Source organism: Bacillus sp. SRB_8 (genome assembly GCF_003264205.1).
GTDB classification, from domain to species: domain Bacteria; phylum Bacillota; class Bacilli; order Bacillales; family Bacillaceae_G; genus Bacillus_A; species Bacillus_A mycoides.
In genome coordinates, this window is the sequence record NZ_NADT01000064.1 from 21,469 (window position 1) to 42,628 (window position 21,160).

21 protein-coding genes are annotated in these 21,160 nt (G+C 33.3%); 14 read left to right on the plus strand and 7 right to left on the minus strand.

Annotated elements, in window-relative coordinates; all coding sequences use genetic code 11:
- Positions 1–3: 3 nt before the first annotated feature.
- A complete protein-coding gene (locus B5P40_RS30195) occupies positions 4–405 on the minus strand; it encodes a CBO0543 family protein (RefSeq protein ID WP_113710423.1) in 402 nt (133 codons plus the stop codon).
- Complete coding sequence (locus B5P40_RS30200; protein ID WP_016100784.1) at positions 380–1,558, minus strand: DUF2515 domain-containing protein; 1,179 nt, start codon at positions 1,556–1,558, stop codon at positions 380–382. The genes B5P40_RS30195 and B5P40_RS30200 overlap by 26 nt, the downstream gene beginning before the upstream one ends.
- A 467-nt stretch (positions 1,559–2,025) precedes the next feature.
- Here B5P40_RS30200 and B5P40_RS30205 point away from each other — a divergent pair, with 467 nt between their 5' ends.
- Genes B5P40_RS30205 through B5P40_RS30220 form a run of 4 tightly spaced genes read left to right on the plus strand, consistent with a single transcriptional unit; the run spans position 2,026 to position 5,375 of the window.
- The gene (locus B5P40_RS30205) at positions 2,026–3,012 is read left to right on the plus strand and encodes a UDP-N-acetylglucosamine 4,6-dehydratase family protein (RefSeq protein WP_088039991.1); all 987 of its coding nucleotides are present in this window, start codon (positions 2,026–2,028) and stop codon (positions 3,010–3,012) included.
- Positions 3,009–3,917, plus strand: a complete 909-nt coding sequence (locus B5P40_RS30210) for an SDR family oxidoreductase (protein WP_002128673.1) — start codon at positions 3,009–3,011, stop codon at positions 3,915–3,917. Before B5P40_RS30205 ends, B5P40_RS30210 begins: the two co-directional genes overlap by 4 nt.
- Positions 3,917–4,261, plus strand: coding sequence for a DUF6572 domain-containing protein (locus tag B5P40_RS30215; protein WP_181462974.1), 345 nt, complete (start codon positions 3,917–3,919; stop codon positions 4,259–4,261). The genes B5P40_RS30210 and B5P40_RS30215 overlap by 1 nt, the downstream gene beginning before the upstream one ends.
- A gap of 49 nt (positions 4,262–4,310) precedes the next feature.
- Positions 4,311–5,375, plus strand: a complete 1,065-nt coding sequence (locus tag B5P40_RS30220; protein ID WP_113710425.1) for an undecaprenyldiphospho-muramoylpentapeptide beta-N-acetylglucosaminyltransferase — start codon at positions 4,311–4,313, stop codon at positions 5,373–5,375.
- A gap of 107 nt (positions 5,376–5,482) precedes the next feature.
- Here the strand turns inward: B5P40_RS30220 and B5P40_RS30225 are convergent, their stop codons facing one another.
- The gene (locus B5P40_RS30225; protein ID WP_113710426.1) at positions 5,483–8,203 is read right to left on the minus strand and encodes a putative bifunctional diguanylate cyclase/phosphodiesterase; all 2,721 of its coding nucleotides are present in this window, start codon (positions 8,201–8,203) and stop codon (positions 5,483–5,485) included.
- A gap of 426 nt (positions 8,204–8,629) precedes the next feature.
- On the opposite strand from B5P40_RS30225, the gene B5P40_RS30230 reads away from it, so the two are divergent.
- The 3 genes from B5P40_RS30230 to B5P40_RS30240 all read left to right on the plus strand — a co-directional run bounded on the left by B5P40_RS30230 (position 8,630) and on the right by B5P40_RS30240 (position 10,736).
- Positions 8,630–9,019 carry a VOC family protein gene (locus B5P40_RS30230; protein ID WP_002014647.1) on the plus strand — a complete coding sequence of 130 codons (390 nt, stop codon included), beginning with the start codon at positions 8,630–8,632 and terminating at the stop codon, positions 9,017–9,019.
- A 230-nt stretch (positions 9,020–9,249) separates the two neighbouring features.
- Positions 9,250–10,065: an alpha/beta fold hydrolase gene (locus tag B5P40_RS30235; protein WP_078175324.1), complete on the plus strand. Its 816-nt coding sequence runs from the start codon at positions 9,250–9,252 to the stop codon at positions 10,063–10,065.
- Positions 10,066–10,160: 95 nt separating this feature from the next.
- Entirely contained in the window at positions 10,161–10,736 is a 576-nt protein-coding gene (locus B5P40_RS30240; RefSeq protein ID WP_113710427.1) for a histidine phosphatase family protein, read from the plus strand.
- Positions 10,737–10,803: 67 nt separating this feature from the next.
- Here B5P40_RS30240 and B5P40_RS30245 read toward each other — a convergent pair whose 3' ends face one another.
- Complete coding sequence (locus B5P40_RS30245; protein WP_113710428.1) at positions 10,804–11,448, minus strand: YczE/YyaS/YitT family protein; 645 nt, start codon at positions 11,446–11,448, stop codon at positions 10,804–10,806.
- Positions 11,449–11,630: 182 nt separating this feature from the next.
- Between B5P40_RS30245 and pepT the strand changes: the two genes are divergently transcribed.
- Positions 11,631–12,863 (plus strand): peptidase T, encoded by a 1,233-nt coding sequence (gene pepT / locus B5P40_RS30250; RefSeq protein WP_113710429.1) that lies wholly within the window; start codon positions 11,631–11,633, stop codon positions 12,861–12,863.
- Between the two features lie 101 nt (positions 12,864–12,964).
- A complete protein-coding gene (locus B5P40_RS30255) occupies positions 12,965–14,029 on the plus strand; it encodes a lactonase family protein (RefSeq protein WP_113710430.1) in 1,065 nt (354 codons plus the stop codon).
- 34 nt (positions 14,030–14,063) lie between these two features.
- Here the strand turns inward: B5P40_RS30255 and B5P40_RS30260 are convergent, their stop codons facing one another.
- From B5P40_RS30260 to B5P40_RS30270, 3 genes are read right to left on the minus strand one after another with little or no spacing between them, the layout of a single operon-like run.
- The gene (locus B5P40_RS30260) at positions 14,064–14,975 is read right to left on the minus strand and encodes a DNA-3-methyladenine glycosylase 2 (protein WP_078175323.1); all 912 of its coding nucleotides are present in this window, start codon (positions 14,973–14,975) and stop codon (positions 14,064–14,066) included.
- Positions 14,976–14,977: 2 nt separating this feature from the next.
- Positions 14,978–15,502, minus strand: coding sequence for a methylated-DNA--[protein]-cysteine S-methyltransferase (locus B5P40_RS30265; protein ID WP_113710431.1), 525 nt, complete (start codon positions 15,500–15,502; stop codon positions 14,978–14,980).
- A gap of 4 nt (positions 15,503–15,506) precedes the next feature.
- Complete coding sequence (locus B5P40_RS30270; RefSeq protein ID WP_113710432.1) at positions 15,507–16,079, minus strand: bifunctional transcriptional activator/DNA repair enzyme AdaA; 573 nt, start codon at positions 16,077–16,079, stop codon at positions 15,507–15,509.
- 154 nt (positions 16,080–16,233) lie between these two features.
- On the opposite strand from B5P40_RS30270, the gene B5P40_RS30275 reads away from it, so the two are divergent.
- The 5 genes from B5P40_RS30275 to B5P40_RS30295 all read left to right on the plus strand — a co-directional run bounded on the left by B5P40_RS30275 (position 16,234) and on the right by B5P40_RS30295 (position 21,147).
- Complete coding sequence (locus B5P40_RS30275; protein ID WP_113710433.1) at positions 16,234–16,992, plus strand: exodeoxyribonuclease III; 759 nt, start codon at positions 16,234–16,236, stop codon at positions 16,990–16,992.
- Between the two features lie 303 nt (positions 16,993–17,295).
- Positions 17,296–18,261 (plus strand): iron-hydroxamate ABC transporter substrate-binding protein, encoded by a 966-nt coding sequence (locus B5P40_RS30280; RefSeq protein ID WP_113710434.1) that lies wholly within the window; start codon positions 17,296–17,298, stop codon positions 18,259–18,261.
- Positions 18,262–18,288: 27 nt separating this feature from the next.
- Positions 18,289–19,296 (plus strand): FecCD family ABC transporter permease, encoded by a 1,008-nt coding sequence (locus B5P40_RS30285; RefSeq protein ID WP_002014660.1) that lies wholly within the window; start codon positions 18,289–18,291, stop codon positions 19,294–19,296.
- Positions 19,289–20,311 carry a FecCD family ABC transporter permease gene (locus tag B5P40_RS30290; protein WP_002128652.1) on the plus strand — a complete coding sequence of 341 codons (1,023 nt, stop codon included), beginning with the start codon at positions 19,289–19,291 and terminating at the stop codon, positions 20,309–20,311. Before B5P40_RS30285 ends, B5P40_RS30290 begins: the two co-directional genes overlap by 8 nt.
- A gap of 14 nt (positions 20,312–20,325) precedes the next feature.
- A complete protein-coding gene (locus B5P40_RS30295; protein ID WP_002014663.1) occupies positions 20,326–21,147 on the plus strand; it encodes an ABC transporter ATP-binding protein in 822 nt (273 codons plus the stop codon).
- Positions 21,148–21,160 lie beyond the last annotated feature (13 nt).

The window sequence follows — 21,160 nt, forward strand, 5'->3', positions numbered from 1 at the left end:
TCTTTATTTTTGCATCCAAGTATATAATTTCCAAATAAGAGAAAAGAAAATGATATATCCAAATAAAGAATAAGCATGATGCCAATTCCCGTTATGTACAAATAAACCTAACCTCTCAGCAACTTGTTCAAAAATACTAGCACAAGGCCCTATTAAAATAATAAATAGAGTTCTAGAAACTGCAGATAATGTTTTTGAAATTTGTATGAAAATGATTGTTAAAATTGGTAGCACAAACAACGTAAAGCCTATGTTAACTGAAAATATAGATGAGAAAGGTCTAACCGGAAAGGAATATATTTGTGTATGCACAAAGAAAGCATCTAAGCAAGTTCCAATAATAGAAGAAAGTAAGACTGTAGCTAATAATGCTAAAAAATCATTCTTCTTCTCGAAGGAGGACATTTTTCTTTGCGAGAATTGCGAGTTCAATTTTTTCGAGTGTTTTGCAGTAGTCTTCTGTAATTTGTCCATTTATATTTTCCTCCTTATCAACTAAATAATTTACAACTTGCCAATCGTTAAACCAATCTTCATTTTCAACTTCTTCATGTTTCATATCCCGCCATGCATAGATGAGTGCAGGGCTGTATATACGATACGCGTCACTACGTAACTGGCATTTCTTTATTCGGCGTTTATAAAACTCACGCGAAAAAGATTCATTTACACTAGAAAATAAATGAGGCCAGTAATCTTTTCTTGAGCCTGTATGTGGATGGTGATGGACCCAGTTTATTATTTGAGATAAAATATGTGTATCCCGAAATAACAATGAATACAACCGTTTTCCAAGTGAAATTCGTTCATGCAAAGAAGTGAAATGTTTCATTGTATCACCAAATAGTAATACTTTTTGCTTTTTATCATTTTCGTAAAATGGGAAAAGGATATGATTAAACTGAAAAAAATCAAAGAGTTTAAATCCAATACTATTTAATACAGTCTTTTTAAAGTGTGCATTTTGAATAACTCTTTTTTCTAAGTAGTTTTGTTCATTAACAATAGTTGCGATCGCTAATGTTTTTTTGTTACCTGTTTTCCAAAAATGGTTCCACATTGTTTCCATAAATGTAGAAACATTTAAGTGAGTGAGAAGGTGAAATAGCTTTTTTGATTTTTTTACACTTTGCTCATATAGTAAAAATTGAGGATATACATCTTGGAAAATGAGCCAATTTCCTCTTTCTAAAAAAGAGAAAAATGTAATTTGATCTTTCTCGGATAAAAGCCTCGTATATAAATCTCCCTTTAAATCTGTCATATTCCAGCCACCGTTACGTGATACGATATGCCCAAGTAGTGCCCAATGTATTTCTGGATATTGAATGTAAAATTGGTAGTATGCACGTGTTCTTGTGACGTTATTTTTATTTAGTTCTTTTGTCTGAGCTTTAATTTTATCGATGATAAGTTGCTCTTCTTTCGTTAATTTATATATGGTAACAGAAGAGATGAGATCGCTTTTTTGTTGTAACTCGTTTTTCACGTCGAATAGGGAGAGAGGGAGTGCTTTTGAGAATTCTTTAGACGTATTGTTTGAATTGCTTTGGTACATTCCATTACCTCCCTTTTCTATGAGTTTAAATGTGGTATTGGTTATGAATCATTCCATTTATCTCGCTATTAACGAGCAGTAAGACTCCCATCTCAAAAGTCGGCTAAAGCAAAGAAGTTAGGTGAGGGTGGGGCTGCTCGTAAAAGCCCGATTGATTCAACTAATAATCAGTGGGGGATGGACAAAATCCTCACTAATTAAAGTTTCACTTTATTTTATTACGAGTATAAGAAATAAATGAGCGGTGTTTTTTAAACCAGTAATATAGTTATCATTCAAACAGTATAAAGAAAATCTAATTGCTAAGAAGTGAAATGAAAAACAGAAACTATTAAAAAATAGTTTCTGTTTTTTTATTTTGTCAATTAAATGTAACAAACGACGATTATGATTTGAATCAATTGAAAATAATTCAATAACCTTAATAAATACAATTTGAATTGAAATGTATGGTAGGAGGAAAAGGAATGCTTAATAAAATAATTTTAATTACTGGTGGTACAGGTTCGTGGGGACACGAACTTATAAAACAACTATTAGAAAAATCACCGAAAGAAATTAGAGTTTTTTCAAGGAATGAAACGGTTCAGTTTGAAATGCAGCAACAGTTTATAAATGAAGAGAGATTGAAATTTATTATTGGAGATATTCGTGATAAAGAGCAACTAGTATATGCTTGCCAAGGTGTACATTATGTATTTCATCTTGCAGCTTTAAAGCATGTTCCAGTATGTGAATATTATCCTTATGAAGCTATAAAAACAAATATACATGGTACGCAAAATGTAATTGAAGCATCTATCCAGAATCAAGTTGAGAAAGTTATATATGTTTCAACTGATAAAGCGGCGGATCCATCAAATACGTATGGGATGACAAAAGCAATTGGTGAAAAATTAATGGTTCATGCGAATGTGCAAACGAAGAAAACAAAATTCATTTGTGTTCGTGGCGGAAATGTTTTAGGAACGAGTGGAAGTGTGGTACCGCTTTTTAAAAAGCAAATTAAGCAATCTTCAAAAGTAGGGATTACCGATGCAAATATGACTAGATTTTTCTTAACCATTGAAGATGCTGTTGGATTGTTATTTAAAGCAGCATCTGAAGGAAGAGGAGGAGAAATCTTTGTTATGAAAATGCCAGCATGTAAAATAACGGATTTAGCAAGAATATTGATTGAAGATTCGAAAAAAGAAAGCGTGAAGATAAAAGAGGTAGGGATAAGACCTGGTGAAAAATTAAGTGAAATGCTTTTATCTGAGGTAGAGAGTAAAACAAGTATTAGTTTTGATCAAAATTATTTTGTGGTACTACCGACTATTCCTATAGAAGGACTTCAAGAATATTATGCTAGTTATCCGCTTGTGGATGTGAAGAGTTTTAGTTCTCAACAAGACTTACTTACAAAACATGAGGTGAAACAAATGTTAGAAAAAGGAGGGTTTTTACGATGAAAAGAAATGCGAGCCTTTTAATAACTGGTGCAAATGGCTTCACAGGACGTCATGCTTGCCAATATTTTTTAGAGCAAGGCTTTCATGTAATTCCTATGTTTCAAAATCGTTCACATAGAGAAAAAATCGAAAATGGTATTACTTGTGATTTAACAAATAAGAGTGAAGTAATGAAGGTAATTAAACAAATAAAACCAGACTATGTATTGCATTTAGCAGGAAGAAACTCAGTTAATGAGTCTTGGACAGCTTCTCTGGAATATATAGAGATTAACGTAATAGGGACTTTATATTTATTAGAAGCCATTAAGCAGGAAGCCTCGCATTGTAAAACATTAGTTATAGGATCTGCATTGCAAGCAGATAGTATGAAAAACATAAAAGTTTCAAATCCATATAGTTTAAGTAAAACTATGCAAGTCATTATTGCGGAGGCTTGGGGCGGATTAATGGATTCAAATATTATCATTGCAAAGCCCTCAAATTTAATTGGTCCAGGAGTATCGAATGGTGTTTGTTCAATTCTCGCAAAAAAAATGATAGATATAGAATCGGGTAGAAGTAAGGCGATTATTGAAGTAAACAGTTTGAAAGATAGTAGAGACTTTCTAGATGTACGTGATGCAGTTAAAGCGTATCATGTGTTATTACGTGATGGTATAAATGGAAAACAATATAATATTGGATCAGGAGTAAAACGCTCTTTATTAGATGTATTGGAACAATATAAAGGATTAACACAGTTGAATTTTACTATAAAAGAAACAGAGAATAGTGAGAGCGGCTCAAATGAAAGTTTAGTATTAGAGGATATAAAAAAGTTAGGTTGGGTTCCAGAAATCCCATTTCAGCAATCATTAAAAGATGTACTTGAGTATGCGAAGTGTAGTGACATCTGCATTTAATGAAAAATATAAAAGGATGTAAGAAATATATGAATTGTTATGAGACTATAAATAATCAAAATATGCTATCGCTTTCGATTGTTGATACGCTGGATTGGAAAGATGAAGAAGAACATGTTTTGCGCATCTATGAGGCGATAAATACATGTCGAGCATATGTGGAAAAAGTTAATCGAAAACCCAAAACAATATATACAGGAACTAGTCCTGTAATCCAAGTCTTTACTCAGTATGAATGTAGTGAGTATGGAAATGATTTTTATGAACTCATCAAAGATCTTTTGCAAGACATAGGTCTGGAGTTAAAGATTTATATAAATCATAGTAAGTTAATGTACATTTGAAAGATTACTATAAAGTTAGACTTTTAATGATAAAGGTGGGATATAAGCTATGAATAAAACGATTCTCTTTACTGGGGGCGGTACAGCCGGACACGTAATGATTAATATGGTATTGATTCCTAAATTTATAGAAAAAGGATGGGGAGTTGAGTATATTGGATCTCAAAATGGAATTGAAAAATTATTAGTTCAAAATGTTAAGTACAATAGTATTTCAACGGGGAAGCTCCGGAGATATTGGGATTGGGAGAACTTTAAAGATCCTTTTAAAATTATAAAAGGCTGCTTACAAAGTTATAAATTAATTAAGAAAATAAAGCCTGACGTTATCTTTTCAGCAGGAGGATTTGTTTCAGTTCCTGTAGTAATAGGGGCATGGTTAAATAGTGTACCTATCGTAATACGTGAACCAGATAGCACGTTAGGACTTGCAAATAAAATAGCATTACCTTTTGCTACAAAACTATGCACAACATTCCCTCATACAGGGAAGAATGTAAGTAATGAGAAAAAGGTTTATGTAGGACCAATTGTAAGGGAAGAAATTGAGAGAGGTAACGTATTACGAGGAAGAAGGTATTGTGAATTTCAGCAAGATAAACCGGTATTGTTAATAATGGGTGGGAGTCAAGGTGCTAAGTGGATAAATGATATGGTAAGGAAAAGTTTAGATACATTATTATTAAGTTTTAATATTGTTCATATGTGTGGTAAAGGGAAGGTGGATCCTTCTATCGGAATGGAAGGTTATATGCAATTTGAATATATAGGGGAAGAGTTGCCACATATACTGAATATGGCAAGTGTTGTAGTTTCCAGGGCTGGTTCTACTGCTATTTCTGAATTGTTATTTTTGAAGAAACCGATGTTGCTTATTCCGTTAACTAATGGTTCCAGTAGAGGGGATCAAGTTTTAAATGCTGACTATTTTTCTAGGCAAGGATATGCGGAAGTATTACTTCAAGATAGAATAAGCACCAGTACATTTACAGATGTGGTAAATAAGTTGTATGTAAATAAGGAGAGATATATTCAAAACATGAATGGATTTAAGAAAACAAATGAGGAGGGAATTCATCAATTAATAGATTTAATAAATGAAGTAGTTAAATAATAAAAAAAGGAAAGAAATTATTTTCTTTCCTTTTTACTATAGTTGTTCAAATTCATTATTACCTATAACGATTACATTCCGTATAGAGTTATATGCATTTTGATTTACTATGGACGAATACCGTTTTCTAACAGCTTAGTAAATGCATTGGCATAAATAGGTTTACTGTAATAGTAACCTTGAATAAACTGACATTTATTTTTTTGAAGGAAATTTACGTGTTCTTTCGTTTCTACGCCTTCAGCAATGACAGACATTCCTAATGTATTTGCTAATGTGATGATTGTTTTAATGATTTCCATTCCATCTTCACACGTTTCAGACATTGTAATAAATTCTCTTGGGATTTTTAACGTATCGATTGGATATAAAGGTAAGTAGGCTAGGGAAGAATAGCCTGTACCAAAGTCGTCGATTGAAATGTGAATCCCTAAACTTTTTAGTGTACGCAGTTTTATCAATGTTTCTCTCTCATCCATCATTGCAATTCGTTCTGTTAATTCTAGATCAAGGGAACTTGCTGGTAAGCCTGTAGTTGCTAAAGTAGACGAAATAGATTTTACAAAGCCTTCTTGTTCAAATTCTTTAGCAGATAAATTTACCCCTATTTTTAAATGCGAATATCCGAGTGCGTGCCAACGTTTCATTTGCTCACAAGCCTGCTGTAATGTCCATTTTCCTATTGGAATAATTTGTAGTGTTTCTTCTGCAATCGGAATAAACTCGTATGGAGAAATAACACCTAATTCAGGATGATTCCACCTGATTAAAGCTTCTGCACCGATAATTTTATTAGATTCACTATCAACTTGAGGTTGATACAAAAGGAACAATTCTTCATTTTGTATTGCGTTTGGTAAATCTTTTTCTAATCGTAATCGTCTTTCGATTTTTTTAGCGATTACATCGTCATAAATAGAGACAGAGTTAAGCTCTTTTGCCTTTGCATCATACATTGCAACATTAGCGTTTTTCAGAAGTGTAGCGGTATCGATTCTGGAATGTGGATAAATGGAGATACCGATACTCAGTGATAAAGTTAATTTATGCTCATGTATGACAAACGGCTTTTCCATGCTTTCAAATAATTGGTTACATAACTCGAATAAGGAATCTTCGTCAGTATAGTTTTCAATTAAGATTGTAAACTCATCACCACCGATTCTTGACAGATGAGTATGTGATGGAAGACATGATTGGAAACGTTTTGCTACTTCTTCTAATATGTAATCACCTGACGAATGTCCAAGTGTATCGTTAATTACTTTAAAGCGATCTAAATCTAAATATAATAATGCAAACTCACTTTGTGTTGTTTGAGCATTTTTTATGAATTTTCTTAACTTCCTATGGAAAAAGGATCGGTTCCCAATTTTCGTTACAGTATCGTGGAATGCTAAATATTTTATTTCTTCTTGTTGTTTTTTTAGTGCGGTAATATCCTTTACCATAATATAGCTTCCTGAAATTTGTCCATCTATCATAATAGGAACGATGGTAACGTATAAAAAATAAGTAAAGCCATCTTTATATTGAGAACTAAGTTGTAAGGATGCTGATTCTTGTTGTTTAACTTTTTCTAATGCAGATATCAGTTTATGTTTATCTGCATCTAAAATAATAGAAAAACATGTCTCACCAAGTAACTCGTTCGTTGGTGCTCCAAGTAGTATGCTTCCTGCTTTATTTACATTTAAGAATATTCCATTTAAATCAATCGTAAAAATGGGATCAGGATGATATTCATATAATGATTTGAATTTTTGTTGTTTCTGAGATAGGGCCTCTGATTTATGGACTAAATCAGAAGTTCTTAAAGTAACTTTTTCTTCTAGTTGAGCATTAAATACTTGTAAACGTTTTGTTAGGGTGTCGTTTTGCATACGCACAATAGAATGGCGAATAAGTACGAAAACAAAAGCGATACAATTTCCTGTAATGAGAGTTGAAGACGATGTTTGTTCTTTTAATGTAAACCCGATTAGTATTGCAACAGCAAGATAGGGAAATACGACTAATACTTTTTTTCCTAGTATAGGGTTTACAATGAAATAATTTTTATGGCTATTATCATCTTCTGAAATAGACCCAGCTATTGCGATAAGCAATATAGGTATTCTATATAAAAGACGTAAAAATGTTATAGTGTCAGTTGATAAATGGGTATTTAAGTAAAAATAAATATAGTTAAAAGTTGCAGAACTAATCAATACAAAAATAAAGATATAAATTTTCCGCTTGGACTTAAAAATTGTTGGGCGGAAAAAGAGACTAACACCTAGTAGAAGAAATAATAGATCTGCAATTGGATATAGAAATGAAAGGAAAATATCTCCGAGTGAAAGTGAGAATATATTTAAATTTGGCTGATTAAATAAATACCATTCTAATGTGAATATGGAAGTAAGTACTATACATATATCACAAATAAAGAAAGCTCTTTCCCATTTAGTGCATTCTTTTAAGATCTTATAGCAGAAAGCGATAAGGCAGAAGAATAGAAAAAACATGTAAAATACATCAGAAATAGTAAAATGATGTATTGGAAGTTCGAAAAAGGTATCTTGATACGTATATACTACTTTTCCTAATAAAAAACTACCAATTGCAATTGTAATACATATCCAAAAAGGATTTGAACTAACTTTTTTAGAGTATATAGAGTAAATTAGCGATATAAATGTAATGACTTCAACGATGAGTGAAGCGAAGCGTACATTGAAATTTGAAAAATTAGTAGGGAACAGAAAGAAAAACATAAAATAGATTGAATAGCATATTAATGTTGTGATTAATATACATAGCTGTAAATTTTTATTTAATTTCAAAAAGATCACCTTCTTTAAGTATGTACTATATTCGTAATATCCATACATAATAATATTACTTAAGGATTGTATCAGATTTCCTTATAAAAAGCATGCTTATAAGGAAAAAAACAAGAGTGCAATAATTCTTGAAAATGAAAAAACACTGCATTTAATGATTTTTAGTGTATCAAGATTTTAGATGGGAATTGTATATTTAGTCATCCAGTATATTTTAAAGGTTTTTTAGTGCTTTGCAAGTGGAGATGCAAATTTGCATATAAAATGATGGGATTTTCTTTCTAGGTGAGTTTTTGATTGTTATAGGCTAGTAAGTAACACCTTTGTATCTATCTATTTTCATACTAATGAGGGATTTCAAAAATGTTTTAAGTATATACAATAAAATATAGTCATTCATTACGTTTTTAGTATGGGAGGAAAAGCATGAAAAATTGGGTGAAGTTTCGAATAGCACGTCCAACAGATAAGTTTGAAGAGGTTATAGCATTCTATGAAAAAGGATTAGGTTTAAAGCGTATAGGTGAATTTTACGGTCATGAAGGTTACGATGGCGTCATGTTTGGACTACCAGATGAAGAATATCATTTAGAATTTACAAGATATATAGATGGGAGCCCATGTCCAGCTCCAACAAAAGATAACTTACTTGTATTTTACATGCGAGAAGATAGTGAAATGAAAAAAGTGAGTAAAAGGCTGCATACAATGGGGTATGGTGAAGTAGAACCAGAAAATCCGTATTGGAAAGAAAAGGGGATAACGATAGAAGATCCGGATGGTTGGAGAATTGTATTGATGAAAATAGAAGAATGAGGTGTGGCGAAACTAGAGGAGAAAGACGTTTCGAGTTTTGATAGTGTAAAAGAAAATATAAAAAAGTTTCCTTGGAGGAGATACATTCATAGGGAAGCTTTTTTATATTTGTAATCTGAAAATTAAGATTTGAAATTAACTTCTGAAAAGATATAAAATGATAACGTGTATTCTTTTGAGTTTGAGAGAGTTGTTTTTAAAGGTGAATATAAAAATAGGGAGGTTTTTTTATGATATGCCGGATTAGGGATGCAGAAGTATACTATGAAATCATTGGAGAAGGAAAGCCAGTACTTATCATACATGGGTGTGCTCCTGACCATAGATTAATGAAGAGATGTATGGAAACAGTGTTTCAGAAGTCTAAAGGATATCAGCGAATTTATATTGATTTGCCAGGAATGGGAAAATCGAATGCCCCAGATTGGATAAATAGTTCAGATTGTATATTAGAACTGTTAACTGCATTTATTGAGAAAATCATCCCAACTAAAGATTTTTTACTAGTAGGAGAGTCTTACGGGGGATATTTAGCTAGCGGGATACTTTCAAAGATGTTTGATAGAGTTAATGGATTATTGTTAGTATGTCCTGTTGTTGTAGCGCAACGAGAAAAAAGGCTTCTCCCAGATAAACAGGTAATTGTAAGAGATGAAGAATTTTTAAACACGCTTACTTCAACCGAAAGGGAAGAATTTTGTGAGTTAGCAGTGGTTGCAAATGAGTATACATATAAGCGTTTCAAAGAAGAAATTAAGCCAGGGCTAGATATTGCTAATGATGGGTTTATTGAAAGCTTACAAAAGAATTACTCTCTTACTTTGGACTTCCAGCATAAAAAATATGAGAAACCCGTTCTTTTATTAGCTGGAAGACAAGATATATCGGTAGGTTATCAAGATATTGTAGGAATCATTGAAGATTATCCAAGAGCGACATTAGCGGTATTAGATATGGCGGGACATAATTTACAAATTGAACAGCCTGAATTATTTGAGAGTTTAGTTTCGGAGTGGGTTAGACGAACTGCTCAGCAAAGTTCATAAAAAAAGAATAAATTAATATTTTGATTGTATTCAAGTTTTGATACGGAAAAGATTAAAGTAAGTAATTAACTTATAAATATTTTCAAGGAGGAATTATGAATACATATATCTATATGGTTAGGCATGGTGAATCGCCAAAATTAGAAGGAAATGAAAGAACACGTGGATTAACTGAGAAGGGAATTTTAGATGCTCAAAGAATAACTGAGATATTAGAAACAGAGGGAATTAATACTTTCATTTCAAGTCCGTATAAGAGGGCTATGTTAACGATAGAAGAGTCAGCGGATCTCCATGAAAAAGAAATGTTAGTATATGAAGATCTTAAAGAGTGTAAGTTTTCAAATGAAAATAAAATTATATCGGATAAGGAAGTGTACCCACTTGTAAAGGAGATGTTTTTTAATCCAGAATATGCACTGACGGATGGAGAGTCATATGCGGATTGTCAGCGAAGAGTAGTGAGAGTGTTAAAAGAAATATTAATGAATTTTCAAGGACATAAAATTGTAATTGGTACACATGGGCTTGTAATGACACTAATGATGAACTATTTTGATAATCAATATGGACTTGAATTTTTAATGAATACATCCAAACCGGATATATATAAGCTAGAATTTAAAGAAGAGCAATTAATGAATGTAGAGAGATTATGGAGAGAAGAATGAAATGGGGTATATGGAGTGTGTTTTAAAAATTACTTTTAAAACACACTCTTTTGCATTAAGTTGAGTTTTAAATATTTTCACTAATACGTTCTTTGTTTTTGTTATTTAAAGTATGTAAGAGTTTTTGAAATACCTTAAATGAATGCTGGAATATTGGACTTTGAATAAAAGTGTATAGAAAAGTTACGATAAAAACAGGACCTCCTAGCATGTATCCAATGACTAGTACAGAGCATTCTACAATAATTCGAGCACAGCTAATAGATAACCCAGTTTTGTCAGAAATGGTAAGCATGAATCCATCGCGGGGTCCAGCACCAATGCCAGCCGCAACGTACATGCCGCCCCCAATGCCTGTAATTGCAATACCAGAAAATAAAATGAGTAAGTTTATCCATAAATAATCACTAGCGTTTGGAAGGATTTTTGATTGTAAGAAAAAGTCCATAATAGGACCGATAAGTAGTGCATTTAAAAATGTGCCCACGTTTATATATTTTCGATCTACTAGTAAAGAGATAAGAACGAGACATAATCCACATATGACACTCCAAGTACCAATTGTCCACCCAAACCGTTGGTAGAGAGCCATATTTAAAACTTCCCAAGGATGTAAACCGAGGAATTTAACTTTGACTGCGAGAGCATTTCCAAGTCCAAAAAAAATTAATCCTAGGAAAAAAAGAAAATAGCGAAAGAGAGTTAGCCTCATCTTTAAAACCTCCCAATATATAATGATGTATATTACATGTTTGAATTTCAATGTACAAATATTATGTCTTTTTATGATTTATTAAAAATGTAAATGGATATATATTTCCACAGTCAAAAAAGTTAAAATATTTCGTTATAAGGATTATAATAGAGAGAGAACTATAAAAGGAGTGAACGAATTTGAAACAAGAACTTATTGAAAGATTTACGAGATATGTAAAGATTGATACACAATCAAATGAAGAAAGTCATACAGTGCCTACAACACCAGGGCAAATTGAGTTTGGTAAGTTATTAGTGGAAGAGTTGAAAGTGATTGGGTTATCAGAAGTGACGATGGATGAAAATGGTTACGTAATGGCAACACTGCCTGCTAATACAGATAAGGATGTTCCTGTAATCGGCTTTTTAGCTCATTTAGACACAGCAACAGATTTTACAGGGAAAAACGTAAAACCACAAATTTATGAAAATTTTGATGGTAATGCGATTACGTTAAATGAAGAATTAAATGTTGTGTTAACACCTGAACAGTTCCCGGAATTACCATCATATAAAGGACATACAATTATTACAACTGATGGTACAACACTTCTTGGAGCAGATGATAAAGCTGGTCTTACAGAAATCATGGTCGCAATGAATTATTTAATACATAATCCGCAAATTAAGCATGGAAAAATAAGAGTAGCATTTACACCAGATGAAGAGATTGGTCGTGGGCCAGCTCATTTTGATGTAGAAGCGTTTGGTGCATCGTTTGCTTATACGATGGACGGAGGTCCATTAGGTGGTTTAGAATATGAGAGTTTTAACGCTGCAAGCGCCAAATTAACTTTTAGAGGGACAAATACACATCCTGGAACAGCGAAAAACAAAATGCGTAACGCAAGTAAACTCGCTATGGAATTCGATAGACAGTTGCCAGTAGAAGAGGCGCCAGAATATACAGAGGGATATGAAGGGTTTTATCATTTACTCTCTTTAAATGGTGATGTCGAGCAAAGTAAAGCTTACTATATTATTCGAGATTTTGATCGTAATCATTTTGAAGCGCGTAAAAATAACATTAAAGATATTGTGAAAAACATGCAAGAGAAGTACGGTGAAGATGCGATTGTTTTAGAGATGAATGATCAGTACTATAACATGCTTGAAAAAATTGAACCAGTGCGAGAAATTGTTGATATTGCATATGAAGCGATGAAAAGTTTAAATATCGAACCGAACATCCATCCAATTCGTGGTGGAACAGATGGATCACAATTATCGTATATGGGATTACCAACGCCAAATATTTTCACTGGCGGTGAAAACTATCACGGTAAATTTGAGTATGTTTCGGTAGATACTATGGAAAAAGCTGTTCAAGTAATTGTAGAAATCGCAAGACGATTTGAAGAACAAGCTTAAAAAGAGAACCAAGTAGTAATGAAGTGCTACTTGGTTCTTTCCTATAGTAAAAAATACAAAGTGAAACTTGTTACAAGACGTTTGTAAAAGGGGGAAATGTTATGAGTGAAAATCAGTTTCATGGTTATATAGGGACATATACCAAAGCAGAGAGTAAGGGGATTTATAAATTTATACTTGATACGAACATCGGAGAACTTAAAGGGATTGAATTAGCAGCTCATATAGGAAGTCCGACATATGTAACGATTAGTCATAACAACGAGTACCTTTATTCTGTTGCGAAAGATAATGGGTTAGGTGGAATTGCTAGTTTTTCCATTCATAATAAATCCGGTAATCTAAATTCGATTAACATGCAAGTTTTAGAAGGGGTATCGCCGTGCTATGTAAGTGTGAATCGGGAGAATAGTATAGTAGTAGCAGCTAATTATCATAAAGGAACAGTAGAGTCCTATTTAGTGAAAAAGGATAATGGAAGTTTAAATGCTGCTACGGTAATTGTAGAACATAAAGGGTCAGGACCAAATAAGGAAAGGCAAGAAAAGGCACATGCTCATTATATGGATTTTACTCCTGATGAAAAATATGTAGTAGCAGTTGATTTAGGAATAGACAAGGTGATTACATATAAAGAAAGTGATGGAGAACTAATAGAAGTTACACGGTTATCTGTAAAACATGGTAGTGGTCCAAGGCATCTTATATTTCATCCAAGTGCGCAGTATGCATATGTTATGACAGAATTAAGTTCAGAGATTATTGTACTTCAATATGATGCAAAGAGTGGCAGTTTTAAAGAAAAACAATACATTTCTACATTACCTGAAGGTTTTAGAAAAGATAGTTACGGAAGTGCAATTCACATTTCTTCTGATGGCAAGTTTGTTTACGCAGCAAATAGGGGACATAATAGTATCGCGGTTTTCCGAGTGAATGAGCACAATGGAGAGCTCGCTTTTATTGAAACAGTATCGACAGAAGGGGATTGGCCACGTGATTTTTCTTTAGATCCGGATGAAAAATTTTTAATTGCAGCGAATGAAAGATCTAATACTTTGACTTTATTTGCTAGGGATGAAATGACAGGGGAGCTAACGATTGTACAGACGGACGTAAATGTTCCAGAGCCAGTATGTGTGAAGTTTTTACATGTGAAAAAATAGATAGGTTTCCCTATCTATTTTTTATTAGGAAATTTTAATATAGCACCCGCCACAAATAAAAAGTCGCGTAAGACTCCCAATTTGTCCAATTTGATGCAAATTCTTTTATTTCATTTTTAGTCGGTTTCTTTTCGGCACCTGTTATAAATTTGATAGCATTATGCAAACCAACATCATCAATTGGAAAAGCTGAAGGGAATCGTAAACAACGCATCAAAACATAGTGAGCTGTCCATGGCCCTATACCGCGAATGCTAGTTAATTGTTTTTCAGCTTGCTTCACATCTTGTATTTGTAATAGAGATTCTTTTGATAATTTACCTTCTGTAATGAGCTGCGCGACGTCAATTAAGTATTCGCACTTTCTTGTAGTCATTTTTAATGTTGCGAGATCTTCTACATCTAAATTTGCTATTACTTCAGGTGATGGGAATATCCAATGTTTTCTACCGTTCCAATCTACATAATCGCCAAAATTTTCGACTAATCTTCTTTTTAGAGTATAGGCATATGTGAGGTTGATTTGTTGACCTAGAATCCCCCAGCATAGTGCTTCAAATAAATCCGGAATTCCCAAAGTACGAAGACCGTAAAATTCTTTAATGGGTTTTTGAAGGAGTGGGTCGTGTTTAGCTAATTTATAGAAGGGAGCTAAATCAGTAGTTAAATCAAACCACTCTTTTACATAGTTAGATACGGCATCGTGTGCCCATTTTTCAGAGACATATGATTCTCCTAAAAAACGTATTTGAATATTACTATCGGCATTCAAACCAATTTCAACTAATGGATTTATGTTTTGAACAGGAATGACTTTATAGATTTTATTATTTTCAATATGAAACATACATTCATTTTTAGAACGCGATAGATAGCGTAAGTTTTCTTGAAAACTAAATTCTTTTGGAACGACTAAAGACAATATTTCATTACAATCCTCTGTCATATTTACTCCTCCCGAAGCGCTTCTAATTTGAGCAATTCTTTTTTCATTTCTAAACCACCTCTAAAACCGGTAAGTTTACCATTTTTCCCAATAACGCGGTGACAAGGAATAGTGATAAGCAGAGGATTTGCCCCAACGGCAGTCCCAACTGCACGTACAGCGTTAGGTTTTTGAATTTTTTCCGCAATCTCTGAATAAGAATGTGTCTCCCCATAAGGAATTTCACGTACCGTATTCCAAACAGCTAATTGAAATGCAGTTCCGTAAACATCGATAGGAATTGTAAAGGTTTCTAGTTTGGTTTCCAAATACTCGATAAGTTCTTTTGTGTATGTTTGCAGATAATCTGGATTTTGGATGAATGTATGTTGTGGCAGTTTTTTGCTAGCCCACGTATTTAGTTCTTCAAAAGTTTCATTTTGCGATCCGATGAAGCATAATCCATTTGAAGTAGCTGCAATATGCATACGCCAATGTTTATGAATAAGCAATGTCCAATATATAGTTTTATTTTCATATGGTTTCATTATTTCATACCTCTTTTATTCCGTTCTTTTTTCGATATTCAGTAGGGGTAAATCCTGTCTTCTTTTTAAATAAAGTCGCGAAATACTCCGGATTTTCTATCCCGACATCAGTACTAATTTCCATAATGGATTGATTTGTATGTAAAAGGTATTCTGTCGCTTTTTTAATTCTGAATTGCTGTATATATTCTATTGGACTAATCCCTACAATTTTCTTGAAAGTGCGTTGTAGATGATAAGGGCTACCATGGCATATTTCTGCGAGTAAGTCGAGGGTTAGCACGTCACAATAATGTTTTTGGATATATTCTTTAATTTGCTCTACCCATTCTTCATTAGGTAAAGTTAGCCCGTTTGGTTTACAACGTTTACACGGACGAAAATTTTCATGTAATGCTTGCTCTGCCTTAAGAAAAATACGTACATTGTTTTTATTCGGTATTCTCGATTTACATGATGGTCGGCAAAAAATACCGGTTGATTTTACAGCGTAAAAGAATTTGTCATCATATGTGGAGTCATTATGAATAATTGCTTGCCAATACTCATTTGTTACTGTGAACACTTCATTATGCACAGAACATCACCTCTGGCATTAGTATAACCTGAATAAAGTACGTATGTACGTATTTACGAATGTAAGAGCAAGATTACAAAGATGAAACTATGATAGGGTATCTATTTTGTGTTAGCATGAAAATTGAAAATGCACATCAAGAGGAGGAACATAGATGAAGTTGATTTCATGGAATGTAAATGGTTTGCGAGCAGTTATTGCAAAAGGTGGATTTCTAGAATATCTAGAAGAATCTAATGCAGATATATTTTGTTTACAGGAAATTAAATTACAAAGTGGACAAATTGATTTAAATCCCGAGGGATATTATACATATTGGAATTATGCTGTGAAAAAAGGCTACTCAGGAACGGCTATTTTCACGAAAAAAGAACCGATTTCTGTTACATATGGTTTAGGGATTGAAGAGCATGATCAAGAAGGACGAGTTATTACGTTAGAATTTGAAGATTTTTACATGATAACGTTATATACACCAAACTCCAAACGTGGATTAGAACGCTTAGATTACAGAATGAAATGGGAAGATGATTTCAGAGCCTATATTAAACGATTAAATGAAAAGAAATCAGTTGTTTTTTGCGGAGATTTAAACGTCGCACATAAAGAAATAGATTTAAAAAATCCAAAAAGTAACCGTAAAAACCCTGGATTCTCTGATGAGGAGAGGGAGAAGTTTACACGTACTTTAGAAGAAGGATTTGTTGATACGTATCGCTACCTTTATCCTGATCAGGAAGGAGCATATTCGTGGTGGTCGTATCGTATGGGAGCGAGAGCAAAAAATATTGGATGGCGTTTAGATTATTTTGTTGTCTCGGAAAGAATGAAAGACAAAATAACAGAGGCGAAAATTAACAGTGAAATAATGGGATCAGACCATTGTCCAGTTGAATTACATATAATTTTCTAAAAAAAGAAGTATCTCGCTAATAATAGGCGGATACTTCTTTTTAATTCAGTTTGTTAAAATTTTTCAAATCATTCTTGAAATAATTGCATATTAAATATATACTTAGTAACGATAATCATTATCAGTTAAAAAGGTTATCGATGGGTGAAGTGTAAAAGAATTATAGTTTAGGGGAAGTGAATGAGAATGAGTTCCGGATAAAATTATTAATCTAATGAAATATATGTTTGGGACAAGTTTCATGTAGTTAAGTTTTCATATAAAAATAATCTATTTACAAGTTTTGAGAGGAGATATATAAAGATGAACAAGAAGTTATTTACATTAGGGATGGTTACAGTTTTAAGTGTAGGTTTAGCAGCATGTAATAGTACGGATAAAACTTCAGGGGAACAAAAGCAACAGACAAAAGCTACGGAAACAAAAAAAGATGAAAAACGAAAAATTACATATTTAGGTAAAGAATACACAGTACCAGCAAAAGTAGATAAAATTACGACAGCTAGTTTAGAGTCAATGGAAGATGCAGCAGTACTTGGAATTAAACCAGTCGGTGCAATTACTGTAGGTGGTAAATTACCAAAGTATCTTGAAAAAGAATTAGAGGGTGCAAAATCTGTGGGTGAAAAAATGCAACCTAATTTTGAAACATTACTTCAATTAAAACCGGATGTTATTACATCTAGTACGAAATTCCCAGCAGAAACAGCTGAAAAGTTTACGAAAGTAGCTCCGACGTTCCCGGTATCACACGTTTCAACAGATTGGGAAGATAACTTAAAGTTAATGGGAGAATTAACTGGTAAAAAAGATAAAGCAGAAAAAATTATTAAAGATTACAATGCGGACGCTGAAAAAGCAAAAGCAAAATTAGGAGATAAGTTAAAAGACAAAAAAGTACTTGTAATTAGACTAAGAGCAAATGAATTATTCCTATATCCAGAAGGAGTATACTTCAACCCTGTAATTTATAAAGATCTTGGACTAACTGCTCCAGAACAACTTAAAACTGTAAAAGCACAAGAGAAAATTTCATTTGAAAAACTTGCTGAACTTAACCCAGATTATGTTTTCTTACAATATGAGGCAAGTGAAAATAAAAACCCGAAAGTGCTAGAAGAAATTGAAAGCAATCCAATTTGGCAAAGTATGAATGCTGCGAAAGAAAAGAAAGTATTTGTAAACGTTGTAGATCCAATGGCCCAAGGTGGCACAGCTTGGAGTAAAACAGCATTCTTAAAAGAAGCAGTGAAAAATTTATCTAAATAATACAATAAGTAAGGTGCGTTGAATGATATGCAGAAAACGAATGCGGTACCAGTAACCATTTTATGTATAGCACCCATATTGATTTTATTTACAGTTATACTTTCTGTTTTATATGGGGCGAAAAACATTGATGCTGAAACAGTGTGGAATGCTTTATTTCATTTTGATTCAAGCGATGTAAATCATAATATTATTATTACTTCACGTTTACCAAGGGTAGTTGCAGCTCTTTTAGTCGGAGCATTTCTAGCCATATCAGGAGCACTTATGCAGGGGATGACAAGAAACTATCTTGCATCCCCTTCTATTATGGGTGTGACGGATGGTGCAGCCTTTGTTATTACACTTTGTATGATTTTTCTTCCGGGAATGTCATCGATTGGTATGGTTTTATGTTCAATGATTGGCTCTGCACTAGGAGCCGGTATAGTGTTTGGTTTTGGCTCACTCCTTCAAAATGGCTTATCCCCTGTTAGATTAGCAATTATAGGGACAGTTATTGGAACATTTTTAAGTAGTGTATCGGCTGCGATGGCTTCATATTTCCAAATTTCTCAAAATGTTAGTTTTTGGTTTAATGCAAAGTTAGATCAAGTGGACCCTAATATCATTAAAATCACGATACCATTTGGGATAATTGGTATAATTTTAGCACTATTAATATCAAAATCTATTACCATTCTTTCTTTAGGAGAAGAAGTTTCTATTAATCTAGGTCAGCGTACAAAACTAGTTAAAGCGATGGCAATTTTATCAGTTATTTTTTTAACAGGAACAGCAGTTGCTTTAGTGGGGAAAGTTGGTTTTGTAGGTTTAATTATTCCACACATTACGCGCTTTATAATTGGGGTAGATTATAAGTGGATTTTGCCTTGCGCAGGCGTTATTGGTGGAGTTTTCTTAGCATTATGTGACATTTTAAGTAGATTTGTAAACTATCCATTTGAAACACCAATTGGAGTCGTTACTTCCTTAATTGGAATTCCTTTCTTCCTTTATTTAATCCGTACAAGAGGAGGAGAGAGACATGCTTAAAAGTTCAAGTCAACGTTTTGGAATGACAATGGGGATTAGTATATTTTTAATATTATGTGCTATTTATATTAGTTTAACGAATGGTACGTTTGATATTACGATTACAGATGTATTTAAAACACTCTTTAGAATAGATCCAGTACCAGACCATGATTTAGTTATTTTTGAGTTTCGCCTTCCGCGCATTGTAATTGCTGGATTAGTAGGATTAGGCCTCGGTGTTGCGGGTGCTGTAATTCAAGGGATTACGAGAAATGGATTGGCGGACCCAGGTATTTTAGGAGTGAATGCCGGAGCAGGTACAGCCATCGTAATTTTCATGTTCTTCTTTCAAGGGCAATTAAAGAGCACAGACTGGGTTTCTATTATGATGATGCCGATGTTTGGTTTAGTCGGTGGGCTAGGAGCCGCTATAATAATTTATCTGTTTTCTTGGAAAAACGGTAAGTTAGACTCGCAACGTCTTTTATTAACAGGGATTGCAATTGGATCTGGATTTGGAGCGTTTTCTATGTATTTATCGCTCAAAATGAAGTCAACTGATTTCGAGATGGCTGCAGTTTGGGTGTCTGGAAGCATATATAGTGCAAACTGGAAGTATATTGTTGCTATGTTACCGTGGCTTATCATTTTAATTCCACTTATACAAAAGAAAGCTTATTTATTAGATTTATTTCAATTGGAAGAAACGAGTATTACAAGTTTAGGTGTTGCAGTAGAACGAGAGAAATCCATTTTACTATTAAGTAGTATCGGACTTGTGAGTGCATGTGTTGCTGTTTCAGGAAGTATTGGTTTCATTGGATTAATGGCACCGCATATAGCGAAAAGGCTCGTCGGTATTCAGCATAAATATATAATTCCTACGTGTGGAGTAATCGGAATGTTCCTTGTAATAGCTTCAGACTTTATTGCAAAAACAGTTTTCACCCCTGTAGAGTTACCTGTTGGAATCGTTATTTCTATTGTCGGTGTACCGTATTTCTTATATTTACTTTATAAGGCGAAAGCGTAAGAGGAGGAATAAAAGTGAGTATTTTAAGTGCAAAAAATTTAGAAACGAGTTATGAAAAGCTTACAGTGTTTCGCGATTTAAATGTGGAAATACAAGAAGGAAAAGTAACGACAATTATAGGACCAAACGGGTGCGGGAAATCGACATTGTTAAAAACAATGGGAAGAATTTTAAAGCAAAAGAGCGGTAAAGTATATTTGCAAGGACAGGATTTAAATACAATTCCAACGAAAGAAATTGCGAAGCAGTTAGCTTTACTTCCGCAAACTCCAATTGCACCAGGAGAGCTTAAAGTAGAAGAGTTAATTTCTTATGGACGCTATCCACATCGAAATAACGTAAATAAGTTAACTTCAAAAGATAAAGAAATGATTGATTGGGCATTAGAAATAACGAAAACTTCTGAATTTCGAACGAGACAAATTGCAAATTTATCAGGTGGTCAACGACAGAAGGTATGGCTAGCGATGGCTTTAGCACAAGAGACAGAAGTGTTGCTATTAGATGAGCCAACTACATATCTTGATATGTCTCATCAATTAGATGTATTACAAATTGTGGAGAAGTTAAATAAAGAACATAATTGTACGGTCGTTATGGTATTACATGATATTAACCATGCAGCAAGGTTTTCAGATGAAATTATTGCAATGAAGGAAGGGGAAATCGTTACAACTGGTAGCCCAGAAGAAATAATTACAAATGAAGTGTTAAAAGAAGTATTTCATATTGATGCACGTGTCATGATTGATCCGTATAATGGGTCTCCTGTTTGTTTCGGTTACGATAGCGTTGTATCTCAAGAAGAGAAAGTAGAAATATATGTAACGAGTTAAGAAGGGGGGATGT